At 66.1% G+C, this 23250-nt stretch carries 21 protein-coding genes and 1 pseudogene; 7 read left to right on the forward strand and 15 right to left on the reverse strand.

Annotated features, from left to right (window positions below; genetic code table 11):
- Positions 1–9 precede the first annotated feature (9 nt).
- Positions 10–879, forward strand: coding sequence for a dioxygenase (locus HQ314_RS18335; RefSeq protein WP_222650853.1), 870 nt, complete (start codon positions 10–12; stop codon positions 877–879).
- Here HQ314_RS18335 and HQ314_RS18340 read toward each other — a convergent pair whose 3' ends face one another.
- The gene (locus tag HQ314_RS18340) at positions 880–1803 is read right to left on the reverse strand and encodes a LysR family transcriptional regulator (RefSeq protein WP_222650854.1); all 924 of its coding nucleotides are present in this window, start codon (positions 1801–1803) and stop codon (positions 880–882) included.
- Positions 1790–2164 carry a hypothetical protein gene (locus HQ314_RS18345; RefSeq protein ID WP_222650855.1) on the reverse strand — a complete coding sequence of 125 codons (375 nt, stop codon included), beginning with the start codon at positions 2162–2164 and terminating at the stop codon, positions 1790–1792. The genes HQ314_RS18340 and HQ314_RS18345 overlap by 14 nt, the downstream gene beginning before the upstream one ends.
- Before the next feature lie 481 nt (positions 2165–2645).
- On the opposite strand from HQ314_RS18345, the pseudogene HQ314_RS21540 reads away from it, so the two are divergent.
- Positions 2646–2768, forward strand: a pseudogene (locus HQ314_RS21540) (oxidoreductase); the annotation flags it as partial.
- Positions 2769–4033: 1265 nt separating this feature from the next.
- Here the strand turns inward: HQ314_RS21540 and HQ314_RS18350 are convergent.
- Positions 4034–4885, reverse strand: a complete 852-nt coding sequence (locus tag HQ314_RS18350) for a helix-turn-helix transcriptional regulator (RefSeq protein ID WP_222650856.1) — start codon at positions 4883–4885, stop codon at positions 4034–4036.
- A gap of 102 nt (positions 4886–4987) precedes the next feature.
- On the opposite strand from HQ314_RS18350, the gene HQ314_RS18355 reads away from it, so the two are divergent.
- Together HQ314_RS18355 and HQ314_RS18360 are read left to right on the forward strand one after the other, a co-directional pair.
- Positions 4988–5749, forward strand: coding sequence for an SDR family NAD(P)-dependent oxidoreductase (locus HQ314_RS18355; RefSeq protein ID WP_222650857.1), 762 nt, complete (start codon positions 4988–4990; stop codon positions 5747–5749).
- An 80-nt stretch (positions 5750–5829) separates the two neighbouring features.
- The gene (locus HQ314_RS18360; RefSeq protein ID WP_222650858.1) at positions 5830–6732 is read left to right on the forward strand and encodes an oxidoreductase; all 903 of its coding nucleotides are present in this window, start codon (positions 5830–5832) and stop codon (positions 6730–6732) included.
- 630 nt (positions 6733–7362) lie between these two features.
- Here the strand turns inward: HQ314_RS18360 and HQ314_RS18365 are convergent.
- From HQ314_RS18365 to HQ314_RS18400, 8 genes are all read right to left on the reverse strand, one after another.
- Entirely contained in the window at positions 7363–8133 is a 771-nt protein-coding gene (locus HQ314_RS18365) for an EAL domain-containing protein (RefSeq protein ID WP_222650859.1), read from the reverse strand.
- 761 nt (positions 8134–8894) lie between these two features.
- Entirely contained in the window at positions 8895–9683 is a 789-nt protein-coding gene (locus HQ314_RS18370; protein WP_222650860.1) for an alpha/beta fold hydrolase, read from the reverse strand.
- 298 nt (positions 9684–9981) lie between these two features.
- Positions 9982–11772: a siderophore-interacting protein gene (locus HQ314_RS18375; protein WP_261781850.1), complete on the reverse strand. Its 1791-nt coding sequence runs from the start codon at positions 11770–11772 to the stop codon at positions 9982–9984.
- An 84-nt stretch (positions 11773–11856) separates the two neighbouring features.
- Positions 11857–12870, reverse strand: coding sequence for an ABC transporter substrate-binding protein (locus tag HQ314_RS18380; RefSeq protein WP_222650862.1), 1014 nt, complete (start codon positions 12868–12870; stop codon positions 11857–11859).
- 32 nt (positions 12871–12902) lie between these two features.
- Positions 12903–13700 carry an ABC transporter ATP-binding protein gene (locus tag HQ314_RS18385; RefSeq protein WP_056449125.1) on the reverse strand — a complete coding sequence of 266 codons (798 nt, stop codon included), beginning with the start codon at positions 13698–13700 and terminating at the stop codon, positions 12903–12905.
- Entirely contained in the window at positions 13697–14620 is a 924-nt protein-coding gene (locus HQ314_RS18390) for an iron chelate uptake ABC transporter family permease subunit (RefSeq protein WP_308119477.1), read from the reverse strand. Before HQ314_RS18390 ends, HQ314_RS18385 begins: the two co-directional genes overlap by 4 nt.
- A 64-nt stretch (positions 14621–14684) precedes the next feature.
- Entirely contained in the window at positions 14685–15650 is a 966-nt protein-coding gene (locus tag HQ314_RS18395) for an ABC transporter permease (protein ID WP_222650864.1), read from the reverse strand.
- Positions 15640–16599: an ABC transporter substrate-binding protein gene (locus tag HQ314_RS18400; RefSeq protein WP_222650865.1), complete on the reverse strand. Its 960-nt coding sequence runs from the start codon at positions 16597–16599 to the stop codon at positions 15640–15642. The genes HQ314_RS18395 and HQ314_RS18400 overlap by 11 nt, the downstream gene beginning before the upstream one ends.
- Before the next feature lie 416 nt (positions 16600–17015).
- Between HQ314_RS18400 and HQ314_RS18405 the strand changes: the two genes are divergently transcribed.
- On the forward strand, positions 17016–17903 hold the full coding sequence (locus tag HQ314_RS18405; RefSeq protein ID WP_222650866.1) for a sugar phosphate isomerase/epimerase: 888 nt from the start codon (positions 17016–17018) through the stop codon (positions 17901–17903).
- Between the two features lie 193 nt (positions 17904–18096).
- On the opposite strand, the gene HQ314_RS18410 is transcribed toward HQ314_RS18405, so the two are convergent.
- Genes HQ314_RS18410 through HQ314_RS18420 form a run of 3 tightly spaced genes read right to left on the reverse strand, consistent with a single transcriptional unit; the run spans position 18097 to position 20870 of the window.
- The gene (locus HQ314_RS18410) at positions 18097–18636 is read right to left on the reverse strand and encodes a dihydrofolate reductase family protein (RefSeq protein ID WP_308119479.1); all 540 of its coding nucleotides are present in this window, start codon (positions 18634–18636) and stop codon (positions 18097–18099) included.
- Between the two features lie 39 nt (positions 18637–18675).
- A complete protein-coding gene (locus HQ314_RS18415) occupies positions 18676–20241 on the reverse strand; it encodes a carboxylesterase/lipase family protein (RefSeq protein WP_261781871.1) in 1566 nt (521 codons plus the stop codon).
- A 38-nt stretch (positions 20242–20279) separates the two neighbouring features.
- Positions 20280–20870, reverse strand: coding sequence for a TetR/AcrR family transcriptional regulator (locus HQ314_RS18420; RefSeq protein WP_222650869.1), 591 nt, complete (start codon positions 20868–20870; stop codon positions 20280–20282).
- Between the two features lie 251 nt (positions 20871–21121).
- Between HQ314_RS18420 and HQ314_RS18425 the strand changes: the two genes are divergently transcribed.
- Both HQ314_RS18425 and HQ314_RS18430 read left to right on the forward strand, forming a co-directional pair.
- On the forward strand, positions 21122–21763 hold the full coding sequence (locus HQ314_RS18425) for a GPP34 family phosphoprotein (RefSeq protein WP_222650870.1): 642 nt from the start codon (positions 21122–21124) through the stop codon (positions 21761–21763).
- Between the two features lie 71 nt (positions 21764–21834).
- Positions 21835–22071 carry an ANTAR domain-containing protein gene (locus HQ314_RS18430; RefSeq protein ID WP_222650871.1) on the forward strand — a complete coding sequence of 79 codons (237 nt, stop codon included), beginning with the start codon at positions 21835–21837 and terminating at the stop codon, positions 22069–22071.
- A 22-nt stretch (positions 22072–22093) separates the two neighbouring features.
- Here HQ314_RS18430 and HQ314_RS18435 read toward each other — a convergent pair whose 3' ends face one another.
- Positions 22094–23239, reverse strand: a complete 1146-nt coding sequence (locus tag HQ314_RS18435; protein WP_222650872.1) for a N(5)-(carboxyethyl)ornithine synthase — start codon at positions 23237–23239, stop codon at positions 22094–22096.
- Between the last annotated feature and the right edge of the window lie 11 nt (positions 23240–23250).

Raw genomic sequence — 23250 nt, forward strand, 5'->3', positions numbered from 1 at the left:
GGAGCGACCATGTCCGACCCTGTTCAGGCAGAACGAGAGCAGATGCTCGTCGACACCGTGGTGCGGTCGTTCGACGGTGCGCCCCACGACCGGCTGAAGCAGGTCATGCAGACGGTGACCCGCCATGTTCACGCCGCGGCCCGCGAGCTCCGACTCACCGAGACCGAGTGGAACACGATGATCGACTTCCTCACCAGGACCGGGCAGACGTGCACCGACACCCGCCAGGAGTTCATCCTGCTGTCCGATGTGCTGGGGTTGTCCATGCAGGTCATCGGCATGAACAACCCACCGGTGGCCGATGCCACCGAGGCCACGGTCTTCGGCCCCTTCTTCGTCGACGGGGCCCCAGCGATCCAGCAGGGCGGTGACATGTCGTTCGGCGCGGCCGGTGAGCCGTGCTGGGTGAGAGGAACCGTCCGGGGGACCGATGGCCGCCCGGTCGTCGGCGCGCGGATCGAGGTCTGGGAAGCGGATGAGGACGGCCTGTACGACGTCCAGTACGACGATGATCGAACGGCCGCCCGGGCGCATCTGTTCTCGGACGACAACGGCGCGTTCCGCTTCTGGGGGCTGACTCCGACGCCCTACCCGATTCCGCACGACGGCCCCGTCGGGAGCATGCTCGCCGCGGTGGGACGGTCGCCGATGCGCGCGAGCCACCTGCACTTCATGGTCACTGCCGACGGCTATCGCCGGTTGGTCACGCACATCTTCGTCGACGGTGACGAGATCGGCTGGAAAGATGCGGTGTTCGGTGTCAAGGAGTCGCTGATCAAGCAATTCGTGCGTCACGAGGGCGTTCCGACGCCCGATGGTCGCGCGGTGTCGACATGGAGCGAGGTCACCTTCGACATCGTGCTCGCACCATTGCCGTAGTCAGGCCGTCGGGACCGGCGAGGCCGTGGTCGGCTCGTCGAGCAACGACTCGTCGTACGAACCGGTCACGAATTCCAGGAATGCGCGCGCAGCACTCCCCGTCGGACCGTCGTTCCGCGTGATGACGCCGTAGGAGCGGAATGCGTTGGCGTCGCTGATCGGTACTGTGACAGTGGGAGATTGCTGATCCGAACGCGGTACCGGAACGATCGCGATTCCACTTCCGTGGCGCACGAGGGCGCGGAGAGTGGACAGCTCCGTGGCCTCGATGCTGATCGACGGCACGCAGCCGGCATCGTCGAACAGTCTGTCCACCACGTGTCGCAGCCCGTAGCTCTGTCCGAGTGCGATCATGGGACGCGTCGAGATCTCGGCGATCGAGATGGACTCCCGATCGGCGAATTCGTCACCCGGTGGCACCTCCAGACACAACAGCTCGCGTCCCAGCCGCACCCACGCCAGGTCTTCGGCCACGGGTCGGGGTGCTACGAAGCCGATGTCGATCCGGCCCGAGCGCACTGCCTCGACGATGGAATCGGCAGCCCCCCCTTCCAATTCGAACGACGTGAGTGGCGCCTGCACGTGATAGCGATCGAGCAACGACGGAACGAGCCATCCACCGAAAGAGTGCAGGAACCCCAACGACACGACGCCTTTGTGCGGGTCGACGAGGGTGCGGATGCGTTCTTCGCCCTGCGTGAGCTCCTTCATGGCGCGCTCGGCATGTGCCCGGTAGATCTCGCCGTACTTGTTCAGACGTAGCCGATTCTGATTGCGGTCGAACAGCTTCACACCGAGTTGACGTTCTATTCTAGCGAGCGCTCTGGACAACGTCGGTTGGCTGACATGGAGCTGTGTCGCCGCGTTGGTCACATTCTCCGTCCTCGCCAACACGACGAACCACTCCAGCTCACGAACCTCCATGTGACGCGCTCTCTCTCGCAGTGACGGCGGCCGCGGCACGTACTGCGTCCACGGTGTCAGCGTCCACGATACCGTCCTGCAGAAGGCGAGGAAGCGTTGTGGACGAGAGTAATTCGGTGGATTCTCCATCATCCAGACCGATGAGTACGACCCCGTCGGCCACACTTGCCGCGCCGATGTCGGCGATGAGCCCAGCGAGTCCTTCGGGTGTACCGACGTAACGAACGGTCGTCGCATCGTTCACGTCGAATCCGCGATCGCGATATTCGACCAAGGCGGCTCGAGCCGTCGGCGCGATAAGGAACTCGACGTCCAGAACAGCGACGACGGTGCCGGCCTGATCGCTCAGGTCGTCGTACATCGCTGCCGCGCGGCGCAGATCGGTGGCGCGGACACGGTGGATCGCGGGATCGGTCGCCTGCAGGTCGAGCGCGACGTGGAGTCGTCGAGGAGCCGTCGAGAGGGTTGCCCTCCGCGTCTGGGAGACAGTGCGGAACCCGATGCCGTCGAGCGTGGTGCGCGATGGATTATCCATGTGTCCAGTGTTGCAGCGATCACCCCAGCAGGACCTGGGCGAACTTGCGCAGGGGACTATGCCTGAACGGTATGAAGGAGACCCCTATGAGTCGGGCGCTTGGTCAGGCAAACGTTCCTGTCTATGGACCGAGGCCCGACCCGATGGTGGGCTGTTGTCCACGTCACATGAACAGCCGGGTGCTCGTCGATAGAGCCACGGACGCGACGCCGACACCCACCTCTCGAATAGCGTTCGTGACCACGACGGAAGACATGCATTCGGATGACATGAACGGCTCGAGCGCGCATGCCATGACACCGAACCGGTTGTGGGAGGAACACCCGAGCACAGGGACAGCGTGCTGTCGACTATGGAGCAGGCCGTGGGAGATTGCATGATGGTCTGCGTCTCGCGATCCTGCGGCGCCACGGTCACGCTCGACCTCTGACGGCGCCGACAGTGTCCGTGAGGCTACGCGGGGGTCAGCGCGTCGCGTACGGTCGCAGGTGATTTACCGAAAAGCTGCGACGGTGGCACTCAGGCGCAGAGAAAAACTGGCCCGAACGGTGATCCGTGGGTCGAACAGCACCAGTGCCGCCATCTCGCGCTTGAGGAGCTGCCCGACTTCGTGCACGACCTGGATTCCTGGTTCAGCGCCTTATCTGGCACCGGAAACCTAGGTCTCAAGCTTCTGACCGGGTGCTCAGTTTATGGTCTCGACATTCGATGAGGCCATCACTTCATCGCCTCCCTCCACTTACCCGACGTAAGAGTTAAGAGTCATGCTCGCCGACGAAGTATCCTGCGCTGCAGACTCTTACGGGTCGGGCAGCTCGGGACAAGAGAGTTCTCGGTGTCACGAGAGTGTCACAAGTCGGGACGGACGGAGGTGGATCGAGGCGGACGCTGATGGATGAATGTGCAGTTCAGGACGGTATTCTGGAGTCCACGTGAATCCACCTGTACGGGTCGTCGAAGCCTTGTAAGCGAGCGGTCTTCGGTTCAATCCTGACAGAAGGCTCTCGATATGTGCTGACATGCATAAATGTCCCGGAATAGCATGATCTGACCCCTCGTTTCACGACTCGTGCCGGTACGTCCCTGCAGGTCCGCCGAGGTCCGGGGGAATCCACGCACCTGCGACAACTGCCGAAATGCCGCTCGATGCCACGAGTTGTCACAACTTGTTCGTCACTCATTCGGTGGACTTAGGTGGGCGTGTGTGGTTGTCGGTGGATTTTGGGCAGGCGCGCGGACAGTCCGTGGATCCTCGAGGACTTTTGTGGACGGTTTCTACTCGCTTCCAGCTGTGTCAGCGGATGGCGTGGATGTGCGGACCTCGGTGGACAGTGCGCTGCCCGCTTCGGGCCTGTCACTCCGCCCACCGACTCATCGCAGGGGGAGCACCAATGAGTGACAACACCGTGAGACCTGTACGAGCATCCGACCGCGTGCTGCCGCATCCACCGCGGCGGCTACCGGTGGTCGGCGACATTGTGGACCTCCACGTCACCGAGTCGAGCCAATGGGCGAAGCGTGATGCGCAGGAGTACGGCTCGGCTTTCGGACGGAAAAATACTCGGCACCCGCGTGACGTACGTGTCGGGACCCGTGGAGGTCGCGGCGGTGAACGACGAGACGATCTGGGCAAAGTCGAAGGTGCTGCCGATACCACCCGCGGGTGGACCGACCGATCGATTCATCGTCCGCGCGTCAGCCCATCGACTCGGCAGATGCCGGGCCCCACGACGCCAACATCGGAAGAGCCCGAGCAGTGGACGACTCGGGCTCGACGGTGTAGACGATCAAGCGTTGCTCCGGATCGTGCGGCGACACGAGCGATTCGATGCCGAACGAGAGACGGCCGACCACGGGGTGTGCGATCTTCTTGTCGACGGACGTGCGATCCGCTACGCCGTGATCATTCCACCAATGGGCGAAGTCTTCACTTGCCAGACGTAGTTCGTCGATCAGAACCGTCAATCGGGCGTCCGCGACGTGGCGTCCGACCTCGTAGCGCATCGCCCCTACCGCGGCTGACGCGTAATCGGACCAGTTCACGATGCGTTCCCTCGCACGCGGGTCCAGGAAGAGCCAGCGCACCAGTACGACACCCCTGTCGATCTCCTCGCCGAGGACTGCCCGCGCCAGCATGTTGCACGCCAGGATTTCCGAGCGGCGCCCGAGGACGAGCGCGGGAACGTGATCCATCGTGGTCAGCACCCGAAGCAGACCAGGGTTGGGTCGTTGTGGAGACTCCCACATGCTCGAGCGTTTCCGGCGCATCGGAGCGGCGAGATTTCGCAGGTGTGCGTCCTCGATCTCGTCGAGGCGCAGGGCCCGGCTCAAGGCGTCGACGATGTCGTCGGTGACCGTGTGCTGGCGACCCTGCTCCAAACGGCTGTAGTGGTCGGGGCTCAGTCCCGCGAGCACCGCGAGCTCCTCCTTGCGCAGGCCTGGAACGCGCCGCGGACCGGGAAACGGCGCAATCCCCGCCGTTGCCGGCGTGAGTGCGTCACGTCGCGACCGGAGGAACGCTCCGAGTGCGGATCTGTCTGCTGGCACCCTGCCGAGACTACGGAGACATCCCGGACAGTGCCTGGTCACGGCGTGACCAGGCAGTGCTCGCCCTGGTGCGTTACCGAACCGGACGGTGAACTGGTCGTCATGAGCAACCCACTGAATCTGTCCGACCGCACCGCCGTCGTCACCGGCTCGACGAGCGGAATAGGCGCCGCTACCGCCCGCGAACTCGCGGCCCGTGGCGCTCGCGTCGTGATCACCGGGCGCGACGCCGAACGTGGTGCGCATCTGGTCGCCGAGATCGACGGCGCCGGCGGATCCGCCGCGTTCGTGAACGGCGATCTCGCTGCGTCACCTGCCGACCTGCGTGCGCTGGCCGCCGCGTGGACCGCCGCTCTCGACGGGCGGGTCGACATCCTGGTGCACAACGCGGCACTGTGCCCCGCCGTCGACACCGTCTCCCTCACCGACGCCGATCTGGAAGCGACACTTGCCGTCAACGTCCGGGCACCGCATGTTCTCACCGCAGCCCTGGCCCCGGCAATGGCCGAACGAGGCACCGGCGCGATCGTGGTCGTCGGGTCGTGGATGGCCGCGGTGGGCCACGCATTCGTCGGCCTGTATTCCGCCACGAAAGCGGCCGAAGCTCAGCTCGCTCGAAGCTGGGCCGCCGAGTTCGGACCGCAGGGGGTGCGAGTGAACACCGTTGCGCCGGGCGCCACCCGAACCCCGATCAACGACTCGAGTAGCGACGTCATCAGTCAGATGACGGCCGGCATACCGGCCGGACGTCCGGGTAGACCGGAAGAGATCGCGTCGGCCATCGCGTGGGTGGTCTCGGATGAGGCGGCGTACCTGCACGGGGCGACGATCCCGGTGGACGGTGGCATCACCGCAACCCATTAGGCGGCGGTGGCCGAGGTTCTCGTGGAGGGCACCTTTGCAGTTTCCCGAGTGACCCGCCGCGCACGGCTACTGTCGGACCGGTGACCTCGACGTGGACGACCGCAGACATCCCGGATCAGACGGGGCGGCGTTTCGTCGTGACCGGCGCCAACAGTGGCTTGGGTGCGGCCACGGCCCGAGCCCTGGGTGCTCGTGGGGCGGAGGTGGTACTCGCGTGTCGCAATACCGACAGGGGAGAGGATGTCGCCCGCGAGATCGGGCCGACTGCGACCGTTCGTGAGCTCGATCTCGCCGATCTGGCCTCCGTGAGACGCTTCGCCGACGCGACCGAGCCCTTCGACGTCCTGGTCAACAACGCCGGTGTGATGGCGCTGCCGCAGAAGAGGACGGCCGACGGTTTCGAGATGCAGTTCGGGACCAATCACCTCGGGCATTTCGCGTTGACCGGACTGCTCGTCGACCGCATCTCCGACCGGATCGTCACGCTGTCCAGTCTCGCGCACACGAGCGGAGACATCTCGATCGACGACCCCAACTTCGAGCACCGCCGCTACAGTCGCTGGGCTGCCTACGGCCAGTCCAAGTTGGCGAATCTGTTGTTCGCGTACAAGCTCCAGCGGCGCCTGTCGGAAGCGCGCTCCTCGGTCGTCTCCGTCGCGGCGCATCCCGGTATCTCGTCCACGAACCTGGCGTCCCACACCGAATCTGCCCTCGACAAGATTTTCTCGTTCGGAGCGGGCGTCATCGGTCAGAGCTCGAACATGGGAGCGTTGCCGCAGCTGTACGCGGCGACGGTCGCCGGCGTCGAGGGAGGCTCATACATCGGACCCGACGGGTTCCGGGAGATGCGCGGCCATCCGACAGTCGTCTCGTCCAGTAAGCGTTCGCGCGACTTGAAGCTCGCGACCGCCCTGTGGAATCTGTCCGAGCAGGTGACCGGGGTGAGCTACACGAGCCTGCGCCGGGACCCGCCGATTGCCTGAGGGTTCCACTTCCCCGGGGGAGCACGCTGCCGAGATGCTGTTCACAGGCAGTCGCGTCACAGCGGAGACCGGCTTCGAATCGGACTCGTGAACCGCGTGGTTCCGGCGGACCAGCCAGCACTCCGTGCAGGTCCGCCACGGTCCAGGGGAGTCCAGGCACCTGCGACAACTGCCGAAATGCCGCTCGATGTCACGGGTTGTCACAACGTGTTCGTCACTCGTTCGATGGACTCGGGTGGTCATGGGTGGACTGTGCGCATGGGTTTGCCGGCGCACGGTGGTGGTCCATCGGCGGGGCGGTGATCCTCGTTCGGTGAGGCGTCGGGGTAGGTGCTCGGCGAGGTCTGCGGGTTTGCCGGGGTCGGCGATGAGCAGTACCGATACACCGTCTCCCGCTGGGCGGGTGGGTCCTTTTCGGTGTGGGTCGTGGTCGGTCATCGCCCGGTGCCACCCGGTTGAGACAAGTCGAAACGTCCGAAAGACGAGCAGACCGTCAGACCGTCAGCTGTGACCTCCGCCAGGGAGCTGACCGACGACGTGTGCGATCACCCGCGGGCGACCCGACTGCAGTGACGCCGATCGTCAGCTGACCCCAGGGTCGCAGAGGCTTCGGTGCGGCGAGAATGTTCACTACAGGGGGGTGGTTCCGTGAGTGGCGGGGGCGGGACGCCCGAGGTGATACCCCTGCAGGAAATGGGCGCCGAGACGGCGGACGGTGCGCAGTTCGGCATCGGACTCGACGCCCTCGAACACCACGGTCATGCCGAATTGCTCGGCAAGGGTCACGGTGCCGGCAGCGATGGCTGCACGCAAAGGATCGGTGTCGATGTCGTGGGTGACGAACGCGTCGATCTTGATCATCTCGGGTCGGACGGTGATCACCTGCCGGAGCCCGGACTGCCCGGCGCCGACGTCGTCGAGGGCGATGACCACACCGGCGCCGCGTAGGTCGTTGACCCGTGTGAGGACGGTGTCGATCTCGTGGATGTGGGTGCGTTCGGAGACCTCGAGGATGATGCGGCGATGTCGGGCGGCGTGGCGCAGCGGCTCGGCGAGCAGAGGGTCGTCGGTGAGCGCGGCGGGGGAGAGGTTCACCGCGAGGAACATTCCCGGCGGGAACGATGCCGCTTCGTTCAGAGCGGAGAGCAGCGCAGCGCCTTCGAGTGCCCCGGACAGTCCGCTCTGCGCTGCGGTGTCGAACCACTCCGCGGGGCACGCGGTTCCGGTGGGGAACCGCGAGAGCGCTTCGTAGCCGACGACGTTCAGGTCTGCGGCGTCGACGATGGGTTGGAACACCATGGTGGGTCCGCCGCGACGTACAAGGTCGCAGATGTCATCAGCGGTGACCGGCCGCTGCTGGGCGCGGCCGGAGCGGCTTCCGTCCCCGTCGAAATCAGTCACCGGGAACGCTTGCTCGCACACGGCGCCGCACCGGCGGGCGGAACGAGCTCACGTGGACTGCAGCCGGCGGCGCATCGTGTCGGGTCTGAGAGATGAGGACGTGGTACCCCCCATTCGCAGAACGGATGCACCACCCCTGAAAGGGTGACAAGCACAAACTCTGCTGGCCATGCTCGCCGTAGGCATGACGTCCCGTCACGCCGAAAGCGGCACGCCGGAACCGGCTACGCACCGGGACGGTGGGGACACGCGTGGTGATTGCCGAGGACGGCTCGGGAACTGACACCCTCCGAGTAGCACCGACGATGCGGCCCTGCTCACGATGCCCATTCCCGGGCAGCGTCGCGGCGACCTCGCCGCCGAGGACCGGGGCGATATATTCGGCCGGCCCCGATTCGTTCAGCATGTCAGCAGTGAAGCAGGCACCCGCGCCAGGCAATGCGTCGGGTCACGACCACTCCTGAGCCTCATGCCCGATTGCACGAAGATCGTCGACTCGCTCAGTTCGGGGGAATGCCGGAGGCGTGCTCGTGCGCCACCTGTGAAGTCACCGGACGAGAGGAATGGCGGCCCTCCGGCCCTGCCCGCACGCCGCCTCCGATCTGATGTGCGGGCAGGGCCGGATCCCCCGGTAGGACGCGCCGCGACCCTCCCGCGACACCGGAACAGTCGTCACCACGCAGCGAGTTCGCCGGGGGCCGGTCGAGGTCGCCGGCGAATGGTGACCCGCGATCGACATGCACTGGTCGGACCTTTGAGAATCATCCTCTCTCGGTGCGGTCGAGAATCAATCGAGTGGCTTCTCGAGGTGCGTCCCACTGCGGAAAGTGACCGCACCGCTCGAACCAGTGCAGAACGGCATCGGGGAACAGTTCCGATGCGCGTGTGGCTTGCCTCGGCACTGTCACCAGATCTCGTCGTCCCCAACCGATCGTGACCCGTCCGGGCACTGTGCCGGGCGAGGCGCCTTCCTGCTTCGGCCCATGGATGAGGGCATCGAGAGCGGCCTCGGTCGACGGGGAGTCGGCGAGCCCTCGCACGTCGGGCAACACGGTGTCGCGCGGGAGCGCCCATGGCCGCGCCGACAACTGTGCCAGCAGCAGGGTCCTTCCCGCAGGGTTGCCCAGAAGTGCAGGCAGGAAGCGCCGCAACACTTTGACAAGGGCTATCGACGGCCGGAGTGTGGCGCCGAAGACAGCGCGTTCGCGGTCGCTCCAGAAACCGCCGGGGTCGAGTGCCACGGTGTCGCCGCCGACTCCCCGTCGAGCAAGTTCGAGGACGATTCGACCGCCCATGGATTGACCGACGGTGGAAATGCCACCCAGATCGTGTTCGCGAATGAAGTCCGCGACGGAGTCGGCGAGAGCAGCGATCGATACTTCGCCCGTCAACGGCGGCGTGTCGCCGAACCCCGGTAGGTCGACCGCGATGACGTCACGGTGTTCCGCCAGTTCGTCGATGATCGGGGACCAGGATCGCCATCCGACGCCCAAGCCGTGTACCAGCAACAGCGGGCTGCCATGTCCGAATCTGACATAATTTAGCGTCATATACTTGACGGTACGCGAATGCCCGGTCGACGCACGGGTTCCGGAAGACCGATGGCATCCGCTCACCCAGCGTTCGAGTCGGCCACTCTTCGCCGGGTACGACTGTTCGGGACCACGTCCCCGGCGTGGCGATTCGCGTTCGCTGATGATCTCGAGATGCCCCGGAGGCGACAGCGCGTCTTCGCGTTCCGGCTCGTCCCGCGGTGAGAACGCAGGTACCTGTCCGGGTCGTCGAGGCCGCGTGCGCGAGGCAGCCGGTCGGCTTCCGGCGAGGTTCAGACGAGAGTCGTCCGGCCCATCACGTCGACGTCCCCGACCGGCCCCGAAATTCGACCACCGTGGACCCCCACCCCAGGCTTCCGACACGTGCGTCGGCACCGAGGGACTCGGCAATCAGCTCGCGCACTTCGGCTTCGGTGCGTCGCCCGGATCCGTACAGGCACAGTCGGACCAAGTCGTCTTCGGTGTCGTGATCGTCGGTGGTCGCCGGGTCGAGCACGTCGGTGACGAGGACGACCCTGCGCGCGGAGGTCGCCAGCATCGACAGCAGCAGGAGGGCGTCAGCGTCCGGGTGAGCGTCGATCAGGTCGATGGCGATCGCGAGATCCACCGGGGACGCCGACGGGGTGACGTCCCTGGAGTCGACGCAGTGCACCGCACAGCGCCGCTCGTCGGCCACGTCCGCCACGTTTCGGCGGTTGCGGTCGGGATGTCCGACGAGCGTGATCTCGAGGTCGGGACGTTCCCGTACGAGGGTGTCGGCGTAGACGCCTGCCCCGTCGCCGTGCAGTGCGACCGTCCGGACTCCGTCGAGATCGACCGCGTCGGGCAGTGCGGGAGCGCGGTAGACAGCGGAGAACGCCGCTTCCTCGTGGAACTTGTCCGCGACACCGGGCTCGGCCATCTTGTCGGCGAAACGATGTGTCGCAGGGGGTGTTCCGGTCCGGATCGTCTCGGTGAGTCCGAGGAGCGACAGTTCGAGACGGGTGTGGATCCTGTCGTCGTGCAGCGACTGGTTGAGAAACGCGTCCTGGTCGGCGAGCAGGGACCCCATCTCGGTGAGGGCGCAACGCTGACCGTCGGTGGTGAGAAGGTCGAGCAGCACGAGGTGCCGCACCAGCTTCGCCGTGGCGCCGGGGTGAGTGCTGCATGCTGCGGCGATCGCGTCGACGGTGTCGGCGCCGCCGTCGACAGCAGCGAACACCCCGAGCGTCACCGCGGTCCTGATCACCAGCGGGGTCGCCAGGTCCGCCATCTCGTGCAGGCGCGCCGCGGCGTCCCTCGCCTGGCCGCTCTCGGCCGGGGACGCGTCCGTTCGTTCCTCGCGTCTACGCCAGTACCCGGCGATCTCGACGAACTTCTTGTCGATCTGCTTGTCCTGCTTCGCCCATCGACGTAGTGGCGTGATGGTCTGTGCTTCGCCGGCCACCCACAGGTACGGCTGCCCGGGTCGCCACGGCGCCGTGCGGACCGCGTCGACGAGCCGGGAGTCGCCTCCGGCTTCGGACCGGTACAGCCAGGTGATGTCGACGTCGGCAGCCGAGCGCAGCTCCTGCCGGTGCGAGCGTTCGGCCACTTCGACGACCACCGTCGCCGGCAGATCAGCGGGCAGCATCTCGAGGCAGTGCGCGATGGCGGGCAGGGCGGTCTCGTCGCCGGCGACGAGCATCCACTCCACCTCGCGCGGCAGGCCCGCGGAGTGTTTCGGTCCGGCGATCAGTACCGTGTCGCCGGGCTGCACCGTCCGGGACCAGGTCGCGGCGAGTCCGCCCTCGTGGGCTGCGAAGTCCAGCACCATCTCTCGCTCGGCCTCGTCGAACCGGCGCACGGTGTACGTCCGTGCGTACGGGAACGATCCAGAGGGCCAGTCGACGGTGCCGTCGTCCTGATTCCTGGGAACCGGGAACGGCAGGGTCCCGGTGACCGGGTCGACCGGAAGAATCTTGACGTCGTCGTCGAATCCGGTGGTCCGCACCGGAGGCAGCTCGACACCGTCGCGCACGTGCCGGTCCATCGACGGCCCGCCCACCACGACCCGTCGCATCCCGGGGGTCACGTCCTCCACCCGCAGGACATCTAGTTCTCGCATGCAGATCGGAAAGACCTGAACGTCGCGCACTGTGCCCGCCATAGGAATCCCTACCTTCTGATCCGTTCTCACCGAGTGGCACTGCTACGCGGCGAACGTTTCCTGGATCTGGTCCAGCGTGGCCATGACCCCGTCGTAGTCGGGTCGGTAGCTCGTCGCCGGGAGCTCGTGGACAGTGCTCGCGGCGAAGGCCGGTAACACCGCGTAGGCCGGATCCTGCTTGAGCTGCTCGAGGGTGCGCCCGGCAACCGGGACGACGAACATCACCGGGGCGGTGGCGACGGAACCGAGCAATTCGGGGCTGACGATGAACGAGTCCCCGGAACCGTACAACTCCGGATTCCCGGCCTTGGTGAGAATGTCGTCGGCTTCGAAACCGACTTCCGACAACAACGTCGGCAATGCCGCGGTCTGCGGAATGAAGGAGGGTTCATTGGTGCTCAGCGACAGGAAATAGGCGACGGGAGACCCGGGAACGGTGATGGAGTCCCTGACATCGGCGACCTTGTCCTCGTATGCCTGCAGGAGAGAGTCGACCTTGTCGCTCTCCCCGGCGGCGTCGGCGACTGCCGCGAGTTCGCCTTGCCAGGTGGTGACCGTGGACGGGATCAGCACGGTGGGTGCGATCGCGGCGAGCTGGTCGTAGGCATCGTCGGCCAGGACGGCGGAATAGCCCTGCCCGCCGCCGATGATGAGATCAGGTTCGGCCTGCGCAATGGCTTCGATGTTCAGCGATTCCCCCGCCGGCAGTTCCACTGTGCCCCGGGCCTCAGCCTTGTCGGCCCACTGTGGAGGGAAGCCGCCGTCGAGGTTGGTCACACCGAGCAGTCGGGTGTCGGTGATGGCGACGGGCGCGTCGAGTGTGTAGAGGTATCCGGCGAATCCGGCCGAGAGGACCGCGATGCGCTGGGGGTCGGCGGGCACGGTCACCTCTCCTCTGTCGGTGGCGATCACGCGGGTCTCGCCCGGTGTCGGCTCGACAGTTGCAGCGGTGTCATCGGCGGTCGAACTGCACGCGGACGCGCCGAGGACGACGAGCGCCATCGACGCAGCGGCGACGAGGCGGACGCCTCGCCGGCGAAGGGGGGAGTGCACCATGGCGAATCCTTTCGAGAGCACTGTCGTGCGTGTCATGGTTGTGTCGAGGCCGCGATACGCACCTCGTTCCGAGGGCGGGCGTACACGGCGGTCCGCGCGCCGTCGATGTCGTGGACGCGCACCCGGGTATCGAACACGTCGCTCAGGATGTCGTCGTGCATGATCGCGCCGGCGGGCCCGCTGACGACTATCCGGCCGTCCCGCATCGCGACGATGTCGTCCGACCAGGCCGCCGCGAAGTTGATGTCGTGCACCACGAGCACGATCGTGCGCCCCAACTCGTCGGCCGCGCGTCGGAGATGGCCCATCATCGCCACCGAGTGCTTCATGTCCAGATTGTTCAGCGGCTCGTCGAGCAGGACGTACGGAGTGTCCTGCGCGAGAACCATGGCGACGAACGCCCGCTGGCGTTGACCACCCGACACCTGGTCGAGGTGGCGCCCAGCGAGGGTGTCGAGGTGCAGGAAGTCGAGCGCACGGTCGACGTGTTCGTGGTCGTGTGCGCGGAGTCGGCCGCCGCAGTGCGGGAACCGGCCGAACGAGACGAGCTCGCGGATGGTGAGCCGCGCGGTCAGGTGGTTGTCCTGGCGCAGCACCGAGACGATGCGGGCCAAGTCTCTCGTGGCCGTGTGCTGCACCACGGCGTCTCCGATGGTCACGGTTCCGGTGGTCGGCTCGAGCAGTCTGCCCATGATCGAGAGCAGGGTCGACTTGCCCGCTCCGTTGGGCCCGACGACCGAGGTGATGCCACCCTCTGCGATGGTGCCGCTGACCGGTCCGAGCACCGTCTCGCTCTGGTATGTCTTGGAGACGTCCGAGAACGTGATCACAGTCTGCCTTTCCGGAGGACGACGACGAGGAAGAGCAGTCCACCCGCGAATTCGATGACGACCGTGAGGAAACCGGCCGCGTAGAACACGTGCTGCATGACGAACTGTCCGACGACGAGCGTGAGCATGCCGAGCAGGAATGCCATCGGCAGCACGTACTGGTGTTTGTAGCTGCCGGTCACCTGATAGGCCATCGTCGCGACGATGAAGCCGAAGAAGGTCATCGGCCCTGCCAGCGCGGTGGAGAACGACACCAGCAGCGCCACCAGAACGAGCACGAGCGTCAGTTCACGCTTGTGGTCGACGCCGATGGTCGTCGCGGAGTCACGGCCGAGAAACAGCGCATCGAGCCGGAAGCGTCTGCGCCACAACACTACTCCCACCGCGACGCACACCGTGAACGCGAGGGGAAGCATGCCCGGATCCACCCCGCTGAGGCGACCGAACAGGCGAACGGACAGGAGGTCGTACTCGGTGGGGGAGAGCAGTCGCTGCAGAAACGTCGAGAGGCTGTCGAAGGCCAGTCCCAGGACGACGCCGACGAGCAGCATCGTGAAGAGACTGCCGAGGCGACCGGAGAAGAGCCAGCGATAGAGGATCGTGGCGAACAGGACCATGGTGAGGGTCTGTGCGATCACTTTCGGGGTGCCGTCGGTCCGCGCGATGACGGAGCCGCCGAAGACGAACACCATGACGGTCTGCATCAGCACGTACAGCGAGTCGAAACCGACGATGGACGGAGTGAGCAATCGGTTGTCGGTGACGGTGTGGAAGACGACGGTGCCGAGCCCGTGGGCGAAGGCCGCGACGGCCATGGCGCCCAGCATCGTGGCGCGGCGTTCCACCGCGAACTCGAAGGAACCCCGGACGAACAGGAGAAGGAAGCAGGCGATCGCCCCCGCCAGCACCGCGGAGGCCACGAGAAGTCGTCGTCGCGGACGTGGTCTCGAGTCGGCGCGCACCGGCGTCGGCATCGAGGGTGATTCACGCAAGAACATGACGTCGCTGCCTCACCACGAGAAGGACGAAGACCGCGGCGCCGAGCGCGCCGAGAATCACCGAGGCCGGAATCTCCATGGGCGCGACCACCGTGCGCCCGATCAGGTCGCAGGCCAGCAGCAGTCCTACGCCCAGCACCGCTACCCACGGGAGGTTCCTCCGTACGTCGTCTCCCAGGACCATGGACACGATGTTCGGCACGATGAGGCCCAGGAACGGGATGAAGCCGACCACCACGCTGGTGACACCGGTGCACACCGCCACCATCGCGACGCCGAGCACGACGGTCGCGTCGTAGTTCAGTCCGACCGTGGTGGCGAGGTCCTTCCCGAGGCCGGCGACGGTGAAGCGGTGCGCGAGCAGGTAGACGAGCACGGCGATGACGACGACGGCCCACAAGGGTTCGTAGAAACCGCGCACGATGCCGCTGAATCCGCCGGACCGCCACGCGGACATGGACTGCAGCAGGTCGAATGTGCCGGCGAGGAAGGTGGTGATCGCGCCGACGACGGCGCCCAGCATGATGCCGACCAGGGGGACCACCAGTTGTTGTTCCAACGAGATTCGACGCAGGACGCCCACGAACAACATGGTGCCGACGAAGGCGAACGCGGTGGCAATCAGCATCTTCGGCATCGGCCCCAGATTCGGCGCCAGCAACAGGGCCGCGAGAATGCCCAGCCCCGCCCACTGGCTCGTGCCGGCGGTGGTGGGCTCGACGAACTTGTTCTGAGTGATCATCTGCATGACCACGCCGGACACCGCCATCGCGACGCCGGCGAAGATCAATGAGAGGGTCCGCGGGACGCGAGAGATGAGGAACATCTCCCGCGCCACCGGGTCGGTGAGCAGTGTGCCGAGCGAGATGTCGAACTCGCCGACGAGCAGCGACGCCGCGACCAGGGCGGCGGTGACGACCGCCGAGCCCAGAAGTGCTGTCTTACGATGCATTCGAGAAGGCGTCCGCGAGCTGCTCGTACGTCTCGGCGTACGCCTGGATGCTCTCGCGCGTGTAGAAGTACGGATCGAGGTAGACGATCTGGTCCTCGGACGCGAACGTCGTGCGGGCGAACGCTTCCTGCGCATCGATCACCGACTTCGCCGGAGCTGCACCGGGTTCGCCGGCCGCGGCGTCGCGGTCCAGCACGATCATCCACTCCGGGTTCGCCGCGGCGACGGCCTCCGGCGCGAGGCCGGAGTCGCCGTGCACGTCGCCGGCCTCACCGGCGAAGACGTCGCGCAGGTTCAGTGGTTCGATGATCCGACCGATCCGTCCGGCACCGTTGTCGATCTTGCCGCCCGAGACGACGGACAGGAACACCGACTGGCCGGTGGTCCGCTCCGCCGCGTTGTCTTCGGCGGCGTCGAGAGCCGCAATGATCTCGGCCGCCTGCTCCTCGCGGTCGAAAACGACGCCGAGAGAGGCGGTCTGGCGCTTCAGTGACTCGACGTAACCACCCTCGGCATCGTCGGACGGCGCGATGTCCAGCGTCGGGGCGATACGACCGAGTTCGTCGGTGTACTCCGAGAAGCGGTAACCGCCGATGATGAGATCGGGTTCCGCCTCGTTCACGATCTCCAGATTCGGCTCCCTGTGCGTCCCCACGTCGAGGATGGCGTCGTCGTCGATCCAGTCCTCGAACCCTTCGTACGGCATGATCGGCTTGGGCAGCGCCACCGGATCGACGCCGAACGCGCGCAGGGTCTCCAGCGACGTGTTGTCGAGGGCGACGACACGCTGCGGGTTCTGGGGGACCTCGACAGGTCCGGTGGCGGTGTCGATCGAAACGGTGGTGGCGGAGTCCGCGGACGTGGTGTCGTCGGTGCTGCAACTCGCGAGCGCGCTCACCGTGATCACGGTGGCGAGGAGGGCGAGGATCGGGGTTTTCGGGGTCTTCACGAGGCTCCAGAGGGTGTGATGTCTTGACCGAACCTTTACTCGCTGGAGCGTAGCGACTTAGGTAAGGCTATGCAAAAGTTCAGACTGCGCGGCGACGACGGCCACTGCTTCCAACTCCGTGATCGCGCTGACGACGATCACTGCGCGGCTCCAGCCGTTTTTAACATTGCCGCAGAAGCTCGGTCGTACCCACTCGGCGTGACTCGATCATCGGGCGACGACCGGAACCGGGGCAGCGCCGGCTCACCTCGACGAGGGGTTTTTGATGGCTCCACCTGCTTGATCCGACGATGTCGGAATCGGCACACTGCAGGTGACCACCTCGCCCCCGGTGCCACCTCCTGCATCCGGGCCACGTCGCACCAGTCCTCATCGCGGTGGCCGCGAGGTACCCCGACGCAGACAGGATCCTGACCATGACCCGAGGAGCGGACCGACGCATCGCACCGATGGCGCCGGAACTGATCGCAGCGTGTTGGACGTCGGCGGGCGATGTCCGCCCCGACGCGCCACACCCTGTGAGTCCGATTCCGATCGCGGACCGGATCACGGCGGTGTCCGATGCCGGGTTCGCCGGCATGGGGATCGTCGCCGCGGACCTCGCGGCCATTCGCGAGGACATCGGACTACCGGCTCTGCGGAGCATGCTCGACGATTCGCCGTTGAGGTATGTCGAGATCGAACTGCTGGAACGGTGGTGGATCCCCAGAGGAGAGAACGGAAGCACCCACGACACTCGCGACCTGCTACTGGAGGCCGCTGAGATCCTCCGGCCGACGCACATCAAGATCGGCTCGGAGAATGCGTCGCCTCGTGACCTCGAACCACTTGTCGACGCGCTACGCGTGTTGACCCGTGAGGCCGTGGAGCGCGGCACCCGCATCGCCATCGAACCGATGCCGTTCTCGATCATCTCCACCATCCCGGACGGGGCCGACCTCGCCCGCGCCACAGGAGATCCCGCGTGCGGCGTGATCGTCGATGCCTGGCACGTCTTCCGGGCCGGCACCACCCTCGACGAACTGCGATCTTCCCTGACCGGCGACGTCGTGTTCGGTGTGGAACTCGATGACGCCGACGAGCACGTCGTCGGGTCATTGTTCGACGACACGATGGGCAACCGTCGACTGTGCGGTGAGGGAGTGTTCGACCTGAACGGACTGATCAATGTTCTGCGCGGGGTCGGATACGACGGAACCTGGGGTGTGGAGATCTTGTCCGACGACTTCCGGTGCATGCCACTCGATCTCGCCCTCACCCGAGCGCACGAGAGCGCAGTCGCACTGGTGCATCCCCTGCCATGACGTCCGGTCGGCGAGGTCGATCCACTGTCGGATGATCGTGGGGAGTGCACCGCCGTCGGCGCGAATGGCTGAGCCGTCGATGGCCGAGGAGCGAGGACTTTCCGGGAACGTGAGCAGGTCGGCTACCTCTCGCGCACCGGCTACGACGTCAGATCCTCCGACGGGACGCGCTGGGCGGCCGCGAGCCCCTCGCTCATGTGATCCGTTGCGTGTCGTATCGGGTGAGAACAGTCCCGGAAGGGAAGGCGCGGAACTCCCGCAGGACGAGGTGTCGTGGGGGAGTTCCGTCGAACAGTCGCCTTCCGTGTCCCCTCGCGAACGGGTGGACGAAGAGCCTGTACTCGTCGACGAGATCTGCGCCGATCAGGGCATGGCAGAGGTCGATACTTCCCGTACAGACGATGTCGGAGCCGTCGAGTGCGGTGATTCGACCGATCTGGTCGACGAGGGGACCCGACAACATTGTGGTGTTCGCCCACCCCGGGTCCTGCAGCGTCGAGGACACCACGTACTTCGCGACGCGGTTCAGATGTTCCGTCACGCCGGTCGTGTCATCGGTTCGAGGTGCCCAGAAATCGCGCATGCCCTCGAACGTCCTCCGTCCCACGAGAAACCCGTCGGATGCGTCGCGCTGAGCGGCCAATGCCCTGTCCATGTCGGGATCGTGACCGGCGCGTGCGAACCAGTCGTCGGTAGCTTCGATCACCCCGTCGACCGTGATGTTCTGGGTCACGACAAGTCGTCGCACGACTCGATGCTTTCTCGCGCGTGCTCAGCCACGGTCGACCGTGTCCCAGAACGCGCAGTGATGTTCGGCGCGGTGGTCGATCAGGTGTACCCCGGAGCCGGTGGCGGCATTGTCGAATTGCATGACCGTGGTCTCGGTGCCGGTGGTGGCCGGCCACTCGGCACCGTCGGCAGGACCGGGTGTGCCGTTGTGGGCGAACGCAGCCCATGCCGCCACCATGGCGTCACCGAGCTCGCGTTGCCCTGGTCCTGTGAGGAGGTTCTCGCCGCCGAGATCGAACAGATACGGCAGGTCGGTGGCGTGCGCCGCGCCCTGCGGCATACCGGACGCCGACACTCCGCTGACATCGGGCGCACTGCGATCGGCGAATTCGTAGCTGTAGACCGGTGTCCCGTCGGCGGCGAGCTCACGGGCGCCACGGGAGGTCGTGCATGCCCAGGCGACGTCGGTGACCAGGGTCGCCCAGGCGACGGGCGCCGACTCGTAGTCCGCCAGCGGATACTGCGCGCCGACGGATGCAGCATCGGCGGGAAACGAGGCTCGGATGAGGGACTGGTAGTTGTCCGCCGTGACCGCCGCGGGATCGGTCAGGAGCAGACCGCCGATGAAGGAACGGTGCTCGTCCCGGTTGCCGCCGGACAGGACGGGCACGTGAAGCCAGTCTCCGGCCTCGACGGCGAGTGCGGGTTCCTGTGGGAGCAGGCCGGTGCCGTAGGCCAACGGGTTGCCGAACGACGCGGCTTGCCCGAGCAGAGCATCGACGGGTCGTTCTCGCAGGCAACCCATCGGGTCAGGGTCGGTGCACCCGAGTGCAGTGGCGACCGCTACGCCCTGTGATTCACTGTCGGACAACGGGATCAGTGACGATGACGCGGGTAGTCCGGGGAACAGGGTGCCGGGGGGCCATGCGAGACGGCAGGAACCGGAGGAGAAGATGGCGCGGTCGATCAGTCCTTCGGCGGCCGGCGAGGTGAGCGCCGCGCAGGTGGAGGTTCCACCGGCCGACTCCCCGTAGAGCGTCACCGAATCCGGGTCTCCGCCGAAGGCCGCGGCATTGTCGTTGGCCCAGCGCAGGGCGGCCAGTTGATCGGCGAGACCGAAGTTGCCGGATCCTGCCAGGCCGGGCAGTCCAAGATATCCGAGCATCCCGAGTCGGTAGTTCGCCGAGACGACGATGACGTCACCCTGGTCGGCGAGCTTCTGCGCGTCGTACTGCGAGCCGGCTCCGCTGGTGAATCCGCCACCGTGCCACCACATCAGAATCGGACGGGGCTCGGCGCTCGCGCGTGCCGGGACGGTGACGTTCAGGAACAGGCAGTCCTCGTCGGTCGAGGAGACTGCCTGCGCGGTCTCGCCGGTCTGCGGACACGGTGAGCCCGCTCGCGTGGCGTCGAGGACCTCGTCGGTGTCGGGCACCGGCTCGGGAAGGGTCCATCTGCGGTCACCGGTGGGGGGTTGTGCATACCGCACGCCGAGATACTGGTGCGTGTTCCCGACTGCGACTCCCTGCAAGGTTCCGGTCGTGCTGTCCACCACCAGGTTCGACTCGGTGTCCGGTTCGGTCCCCGTCGAGGTGCACGCGGACACCATCAGAGTCGTGGCTGCAACGACGGCAGTGAGTGCGCGCCTCACGGAAGCGCCCGCGTGGCGGCGTCGAGGGTGTTCACGAGTTCGTCCGCGAGAACACCGGGGTCTGCTCCTGCTGCGGTGAGCCCGACCGCGGTGTCGAGAGCGGCGCGGATGGTCAACGCCATGAGTGTCACATCGAAATCACGCATCTCGCCGGACACCTGACCTCGTCGGAGAAGATCGGCGACGGACATCATCTCGGTCGCGTGCTCGGGTCGCTCGTCCCGTCGCAGGCTGTCCTCGGTGCGGCTGGTGTAGATCGCCGTGAGAGCTCGAAGATGAATCGGGTGGCGGGCGTAGAAGGCGATGCTGCTCCGGACGAACGACGCCAGCCCGCGTCGCGGGGACGGGGCGGACTCGGTGTCGGGCTGCACTTCGCGGCGGCCCAGGTCGTAGATCTCGTCGACCGCGGCCTCGAACAGTTCTCGTCGCCCGCCGGGAAAGTGGTAGTTCACCACCCCACGGCTGACACCGGCGTGCTCGGCGATGCGTGAGAGTGATGCTCCTTCCACGCCCAGGTCGGCGAGTGAACGAATGGCAGCCTCGACGAGCTGCGCGCGTCGTGCCGAGCGGACGATCGTCTGAGTCATGATTCGAATTCTAGTAAGTGTGACCAGAATCTGACAGTACTGTCAGGCAAGTTTGGACGGAAATGACTGCCGCAGCACATCTGTTCGACCATCGTGCGAACTCCTCCGCACCTACTCTGTGGTCGATCAACGTAAATATTGGGTTTTCCTAACAAAAACTATTGATAGGAGAACGTATCGTTGTTAGCGTGATGTGACACGCACTGGTTTCGCGGCCGTGAAACCGGTACCGATCCACGGAGAGGCACGACGTGACCAGCACCCGACCGACCCCTCGTGAGTTGACCGTCCCGGCAGCCCTGATGACGTTGTTGCACACCGCGGACGGGCGCCCGTATCAACGTTTCGGCCCCGCCAAGTGCACCGCGTTGGCCGAACTCGCCGAACTGTCCGTCAGCAAGGTCCTCGACATCGACGGGGACCTGATTCTCGGCGCGCGGGTCGCGGTGAGTGATCGCGGGTGGGTCTCCGCACTCGCCGACTCCCTGGGCCGAGCAACGGCGGCCCGGCCTGTCCAGATTCGGCACTGGCTGCGTCGGCGCTCCGGCGCCTACGCGGAGCATCGCGATCGTGCGATCGCGGACGGGGTGCTCGAACGCGGGCGGTCCCGAGTTCTCGGTGTGCCGTACCGCACCACGAGGGTGACCCCCGAGGTGCGCGACCGCGTGATCGCCGATCTCGTGAACCCGGTGTGCGACGACCCGAGAATCGGCGCCCTCGCGGCGATCGTCGTGGGTGCCGACATCGTCTCCGTGCTCGACTTGACAGCGGAGGAGCGCGAGCAGGCCGCCGTCAAGGCGTCCGCTGCCGACCGCCTCGGCGCGGTGGGATTGTCGGCGCCGATGGCGGCAGCCCTGGCGACCGTCGGCTACCTGTCGCTCACCGGGAGCTGAGCGACCGTGTCCGGTCGTCGCCGAATCGACGGGGAGCTCTGCCGGGGACCGTCGACGGTTACCTCGTTGCGATGCAGACCCGAGCGGCGATCGAGCAGTGCAAAGGGATCATCCAGTTCGCTCTGGGGGTGTCGGAGGAGAAGGCATTCGACCTGCTGAAGTGGCGGTCGCAGGACAGCAACGTACCTGTGCGGGCGCTGTGTGAGCAGTTGCTCCGCGACAGTGCGGGCGTCGTGTGGACCGACGAGGCGGAGCGGGACAGGTTCGGGAGATTGCTCATGACCGTGCACACCCGCGTCGGCAACTGACGGACGTTTCCGCGGCAGGTGGTCACGCCGTCGTCCGGTGCGGGTAGTCCGCGTCGCGGTTCTGGAAGGCGAGAATTGCCGGGTTGCCTATCGTCCCGTCGCGGATCTCGATCGACCGGGCAATGGTGGGGGAGGAGTTCCACGAGGACGGGCCGTCCATGACGGTGCGCAGGTAAGGCAGCAGGGCTTCGCTGATCTCCCACGTGGCGGAGTCCCACAGGTACGAAGGGCTGTGGTCGACGGCGTAGTACCGGACGTTGTCGCCGACGAGGAACATCGGAGCGTCGAACGACGTGGGCCGAGCCCACTCGAATCCCATTCCCTCGTCGCAGGAGACGTCGATGACGAGTGTCCCAGGCGCCAGGGCCCGAAGGTCGTCCGTGGACAGGAACGTGAGCGGTGACGCGGTGTCCTGGAGAACGCAGTTCACGATGATGTCGTGGTCGGCGAGGAACCCGGGCAGGGGCACTCGGCCGGTGTCGGTGAGGGCGCGGTTCTCGTGCGGGTCGTGCTCGTCGACGTCGAAGTTGACGATACGCGCGGAGTGGATGGGCGAGCTGACGGCCGAGGCGCCACGCTGGGTCAGGACATCGACGTCGTGAATGCCATGGGCGTTGAGCGCCGTCACTGCGCCGCGTGCGGTGCTGCCGAATCCGATGACGGTGGCGCGCAGTCGTCGACCGTAGTCACCCGTCGATCCGGCCAGTTGAAGAGCGTGCAGCACGGAGCAGTAGCCGGCGAGTTCGTTGTTCTTGTGGAACACGTGCAGCTTGAACGACCCGCTGCTGGACCAGTGGTTCATGGCCTCGAACGCGATGAGGGTGAGTCGGCGGTCGATGGCTGTCTGGGTGACTTTCTCGTCCTGAACGCAATGCGGCCATCCCCACAGTGTCTGCCCGACGCGCATTCCCGCGAGGTCGGAGACCTGCGGCTTGGGAAGAAGGAGCACGTCGCATTCGGCCACGAGGTCGTCTCTCGATCGAAGTCCTGCGACCAGACCGGACAGATCGTCGTCCGAGACGCCGTACGGGGCCCCGTATCCCTTCTCGAGAAATATGCGCTCTCGCAGGTCCGTGTCGATGCGCTCGAGGTGCCGGGGGTGGATCGGGAGGCGACGTTCGCTGGGTTTGCTGGAGAGTGACGTGACGCCGAGGGTGAGCTGCTGCACGAGTGCCCTTC

It is taken from the genome of Rhodococcus sp. BP-332, assembly GCF_019836065.1.
Taxonomy (GTDB): Bacteria; Actinomycetota; Actinomycetes; order Mycobacteriales; family Mycobacteriaceae; genus Rhodococcoides.

Excerpts from the sequence above, each read along its gene's own strand:
- HQ314_RS18335 (WP_222650853.1), top strand. The coding sequence starts at position 10 with ATGTCCGACCCTGTTCAGGCAGAACGAGAGCAGATGCTCGTCGACACC.
- HQ314_RS18355 (WP_222650857.1), top strand. The coding sequence starts at position 4,988 with ATGAGCAACCCACTGAATCTGTCCGACCGCACCGCCGTCGTCACCGGC.
- HQ314_RS18375 (WP_261781850.1), bottom strand. The coding sequence starts at position 11,772 with ATGCGAGAACTAGATGTCCTGCGGGTGGAGGACGTGACCCCCGGGATG.
- HQ314_RS18430 (WP_222650871.1), top strand. The coding sequence starts at position 21,835 with ATGCAGACCCGAGCGGCGATCGAGCAGTGCAAAGGGATCATCCAGTTC.
- HQ314_RS18415 (WP_261781871.1), bottom strand. The coding sequence starts at position 20,241 with ATGGTGTCCGCGTGCACCTCGACGGGGACCGAACCGGACACCGAGTCG.
- HQ314_RS18370 (WP_222650860.1), bottom strand. The coding sequence starts at position 9,683 with ATGACGCTAAATTATGTCAGATTCGGACATGGCAGCCCGCTGTTGCTG.
- HQ314_RS18395 (WP_222650864.1), bottom strand. The coding sequence starts at position 15,650 with ATGCATCGTAAGACAGCACTTCTGGGCTCGGCGGTCGTCACCGCCGCC.
- HQ314_RS18380 (WP_222650862.1), bottom strand. The coding sequence starts at position 12,870 with ATGGTGCACTCCCCCCTTCGCCGGCGAGGCGTCCGCCTCGTCGCCGCT.
- HQ314_RS18420 (WP_222650869.1), bottom strand. The coding sequence starts at position 20,870 with ATGACTCAGACGATCGTCCGCTCGGCACGACGCGCGCAGCTCGTCGAG.
- HQ314_RS18405 (WP_222650866.1), top strand. The coding sequence starts at position 17,016 with ATGACCCGAGGAGCGGACCGACGCATCGCACCGATGGCGCCGGAACTG.
- HQ314_RS18340 (WP_222650854.1), bottom strand. The coding sequence starts at position 1,803 with ATGGAGGTTCGTGAGCTGGAGTGGTTCGTCGTGTTGGCGAGGACGGAG.
- HQ314_RS18345 (WP_222650855.1), bottom strand. The coding sequence starts at position 2,164 with ATGTACGACGACCTGAGCGATCAGGCCGGCACCGTCGTCGCTGTTCTG.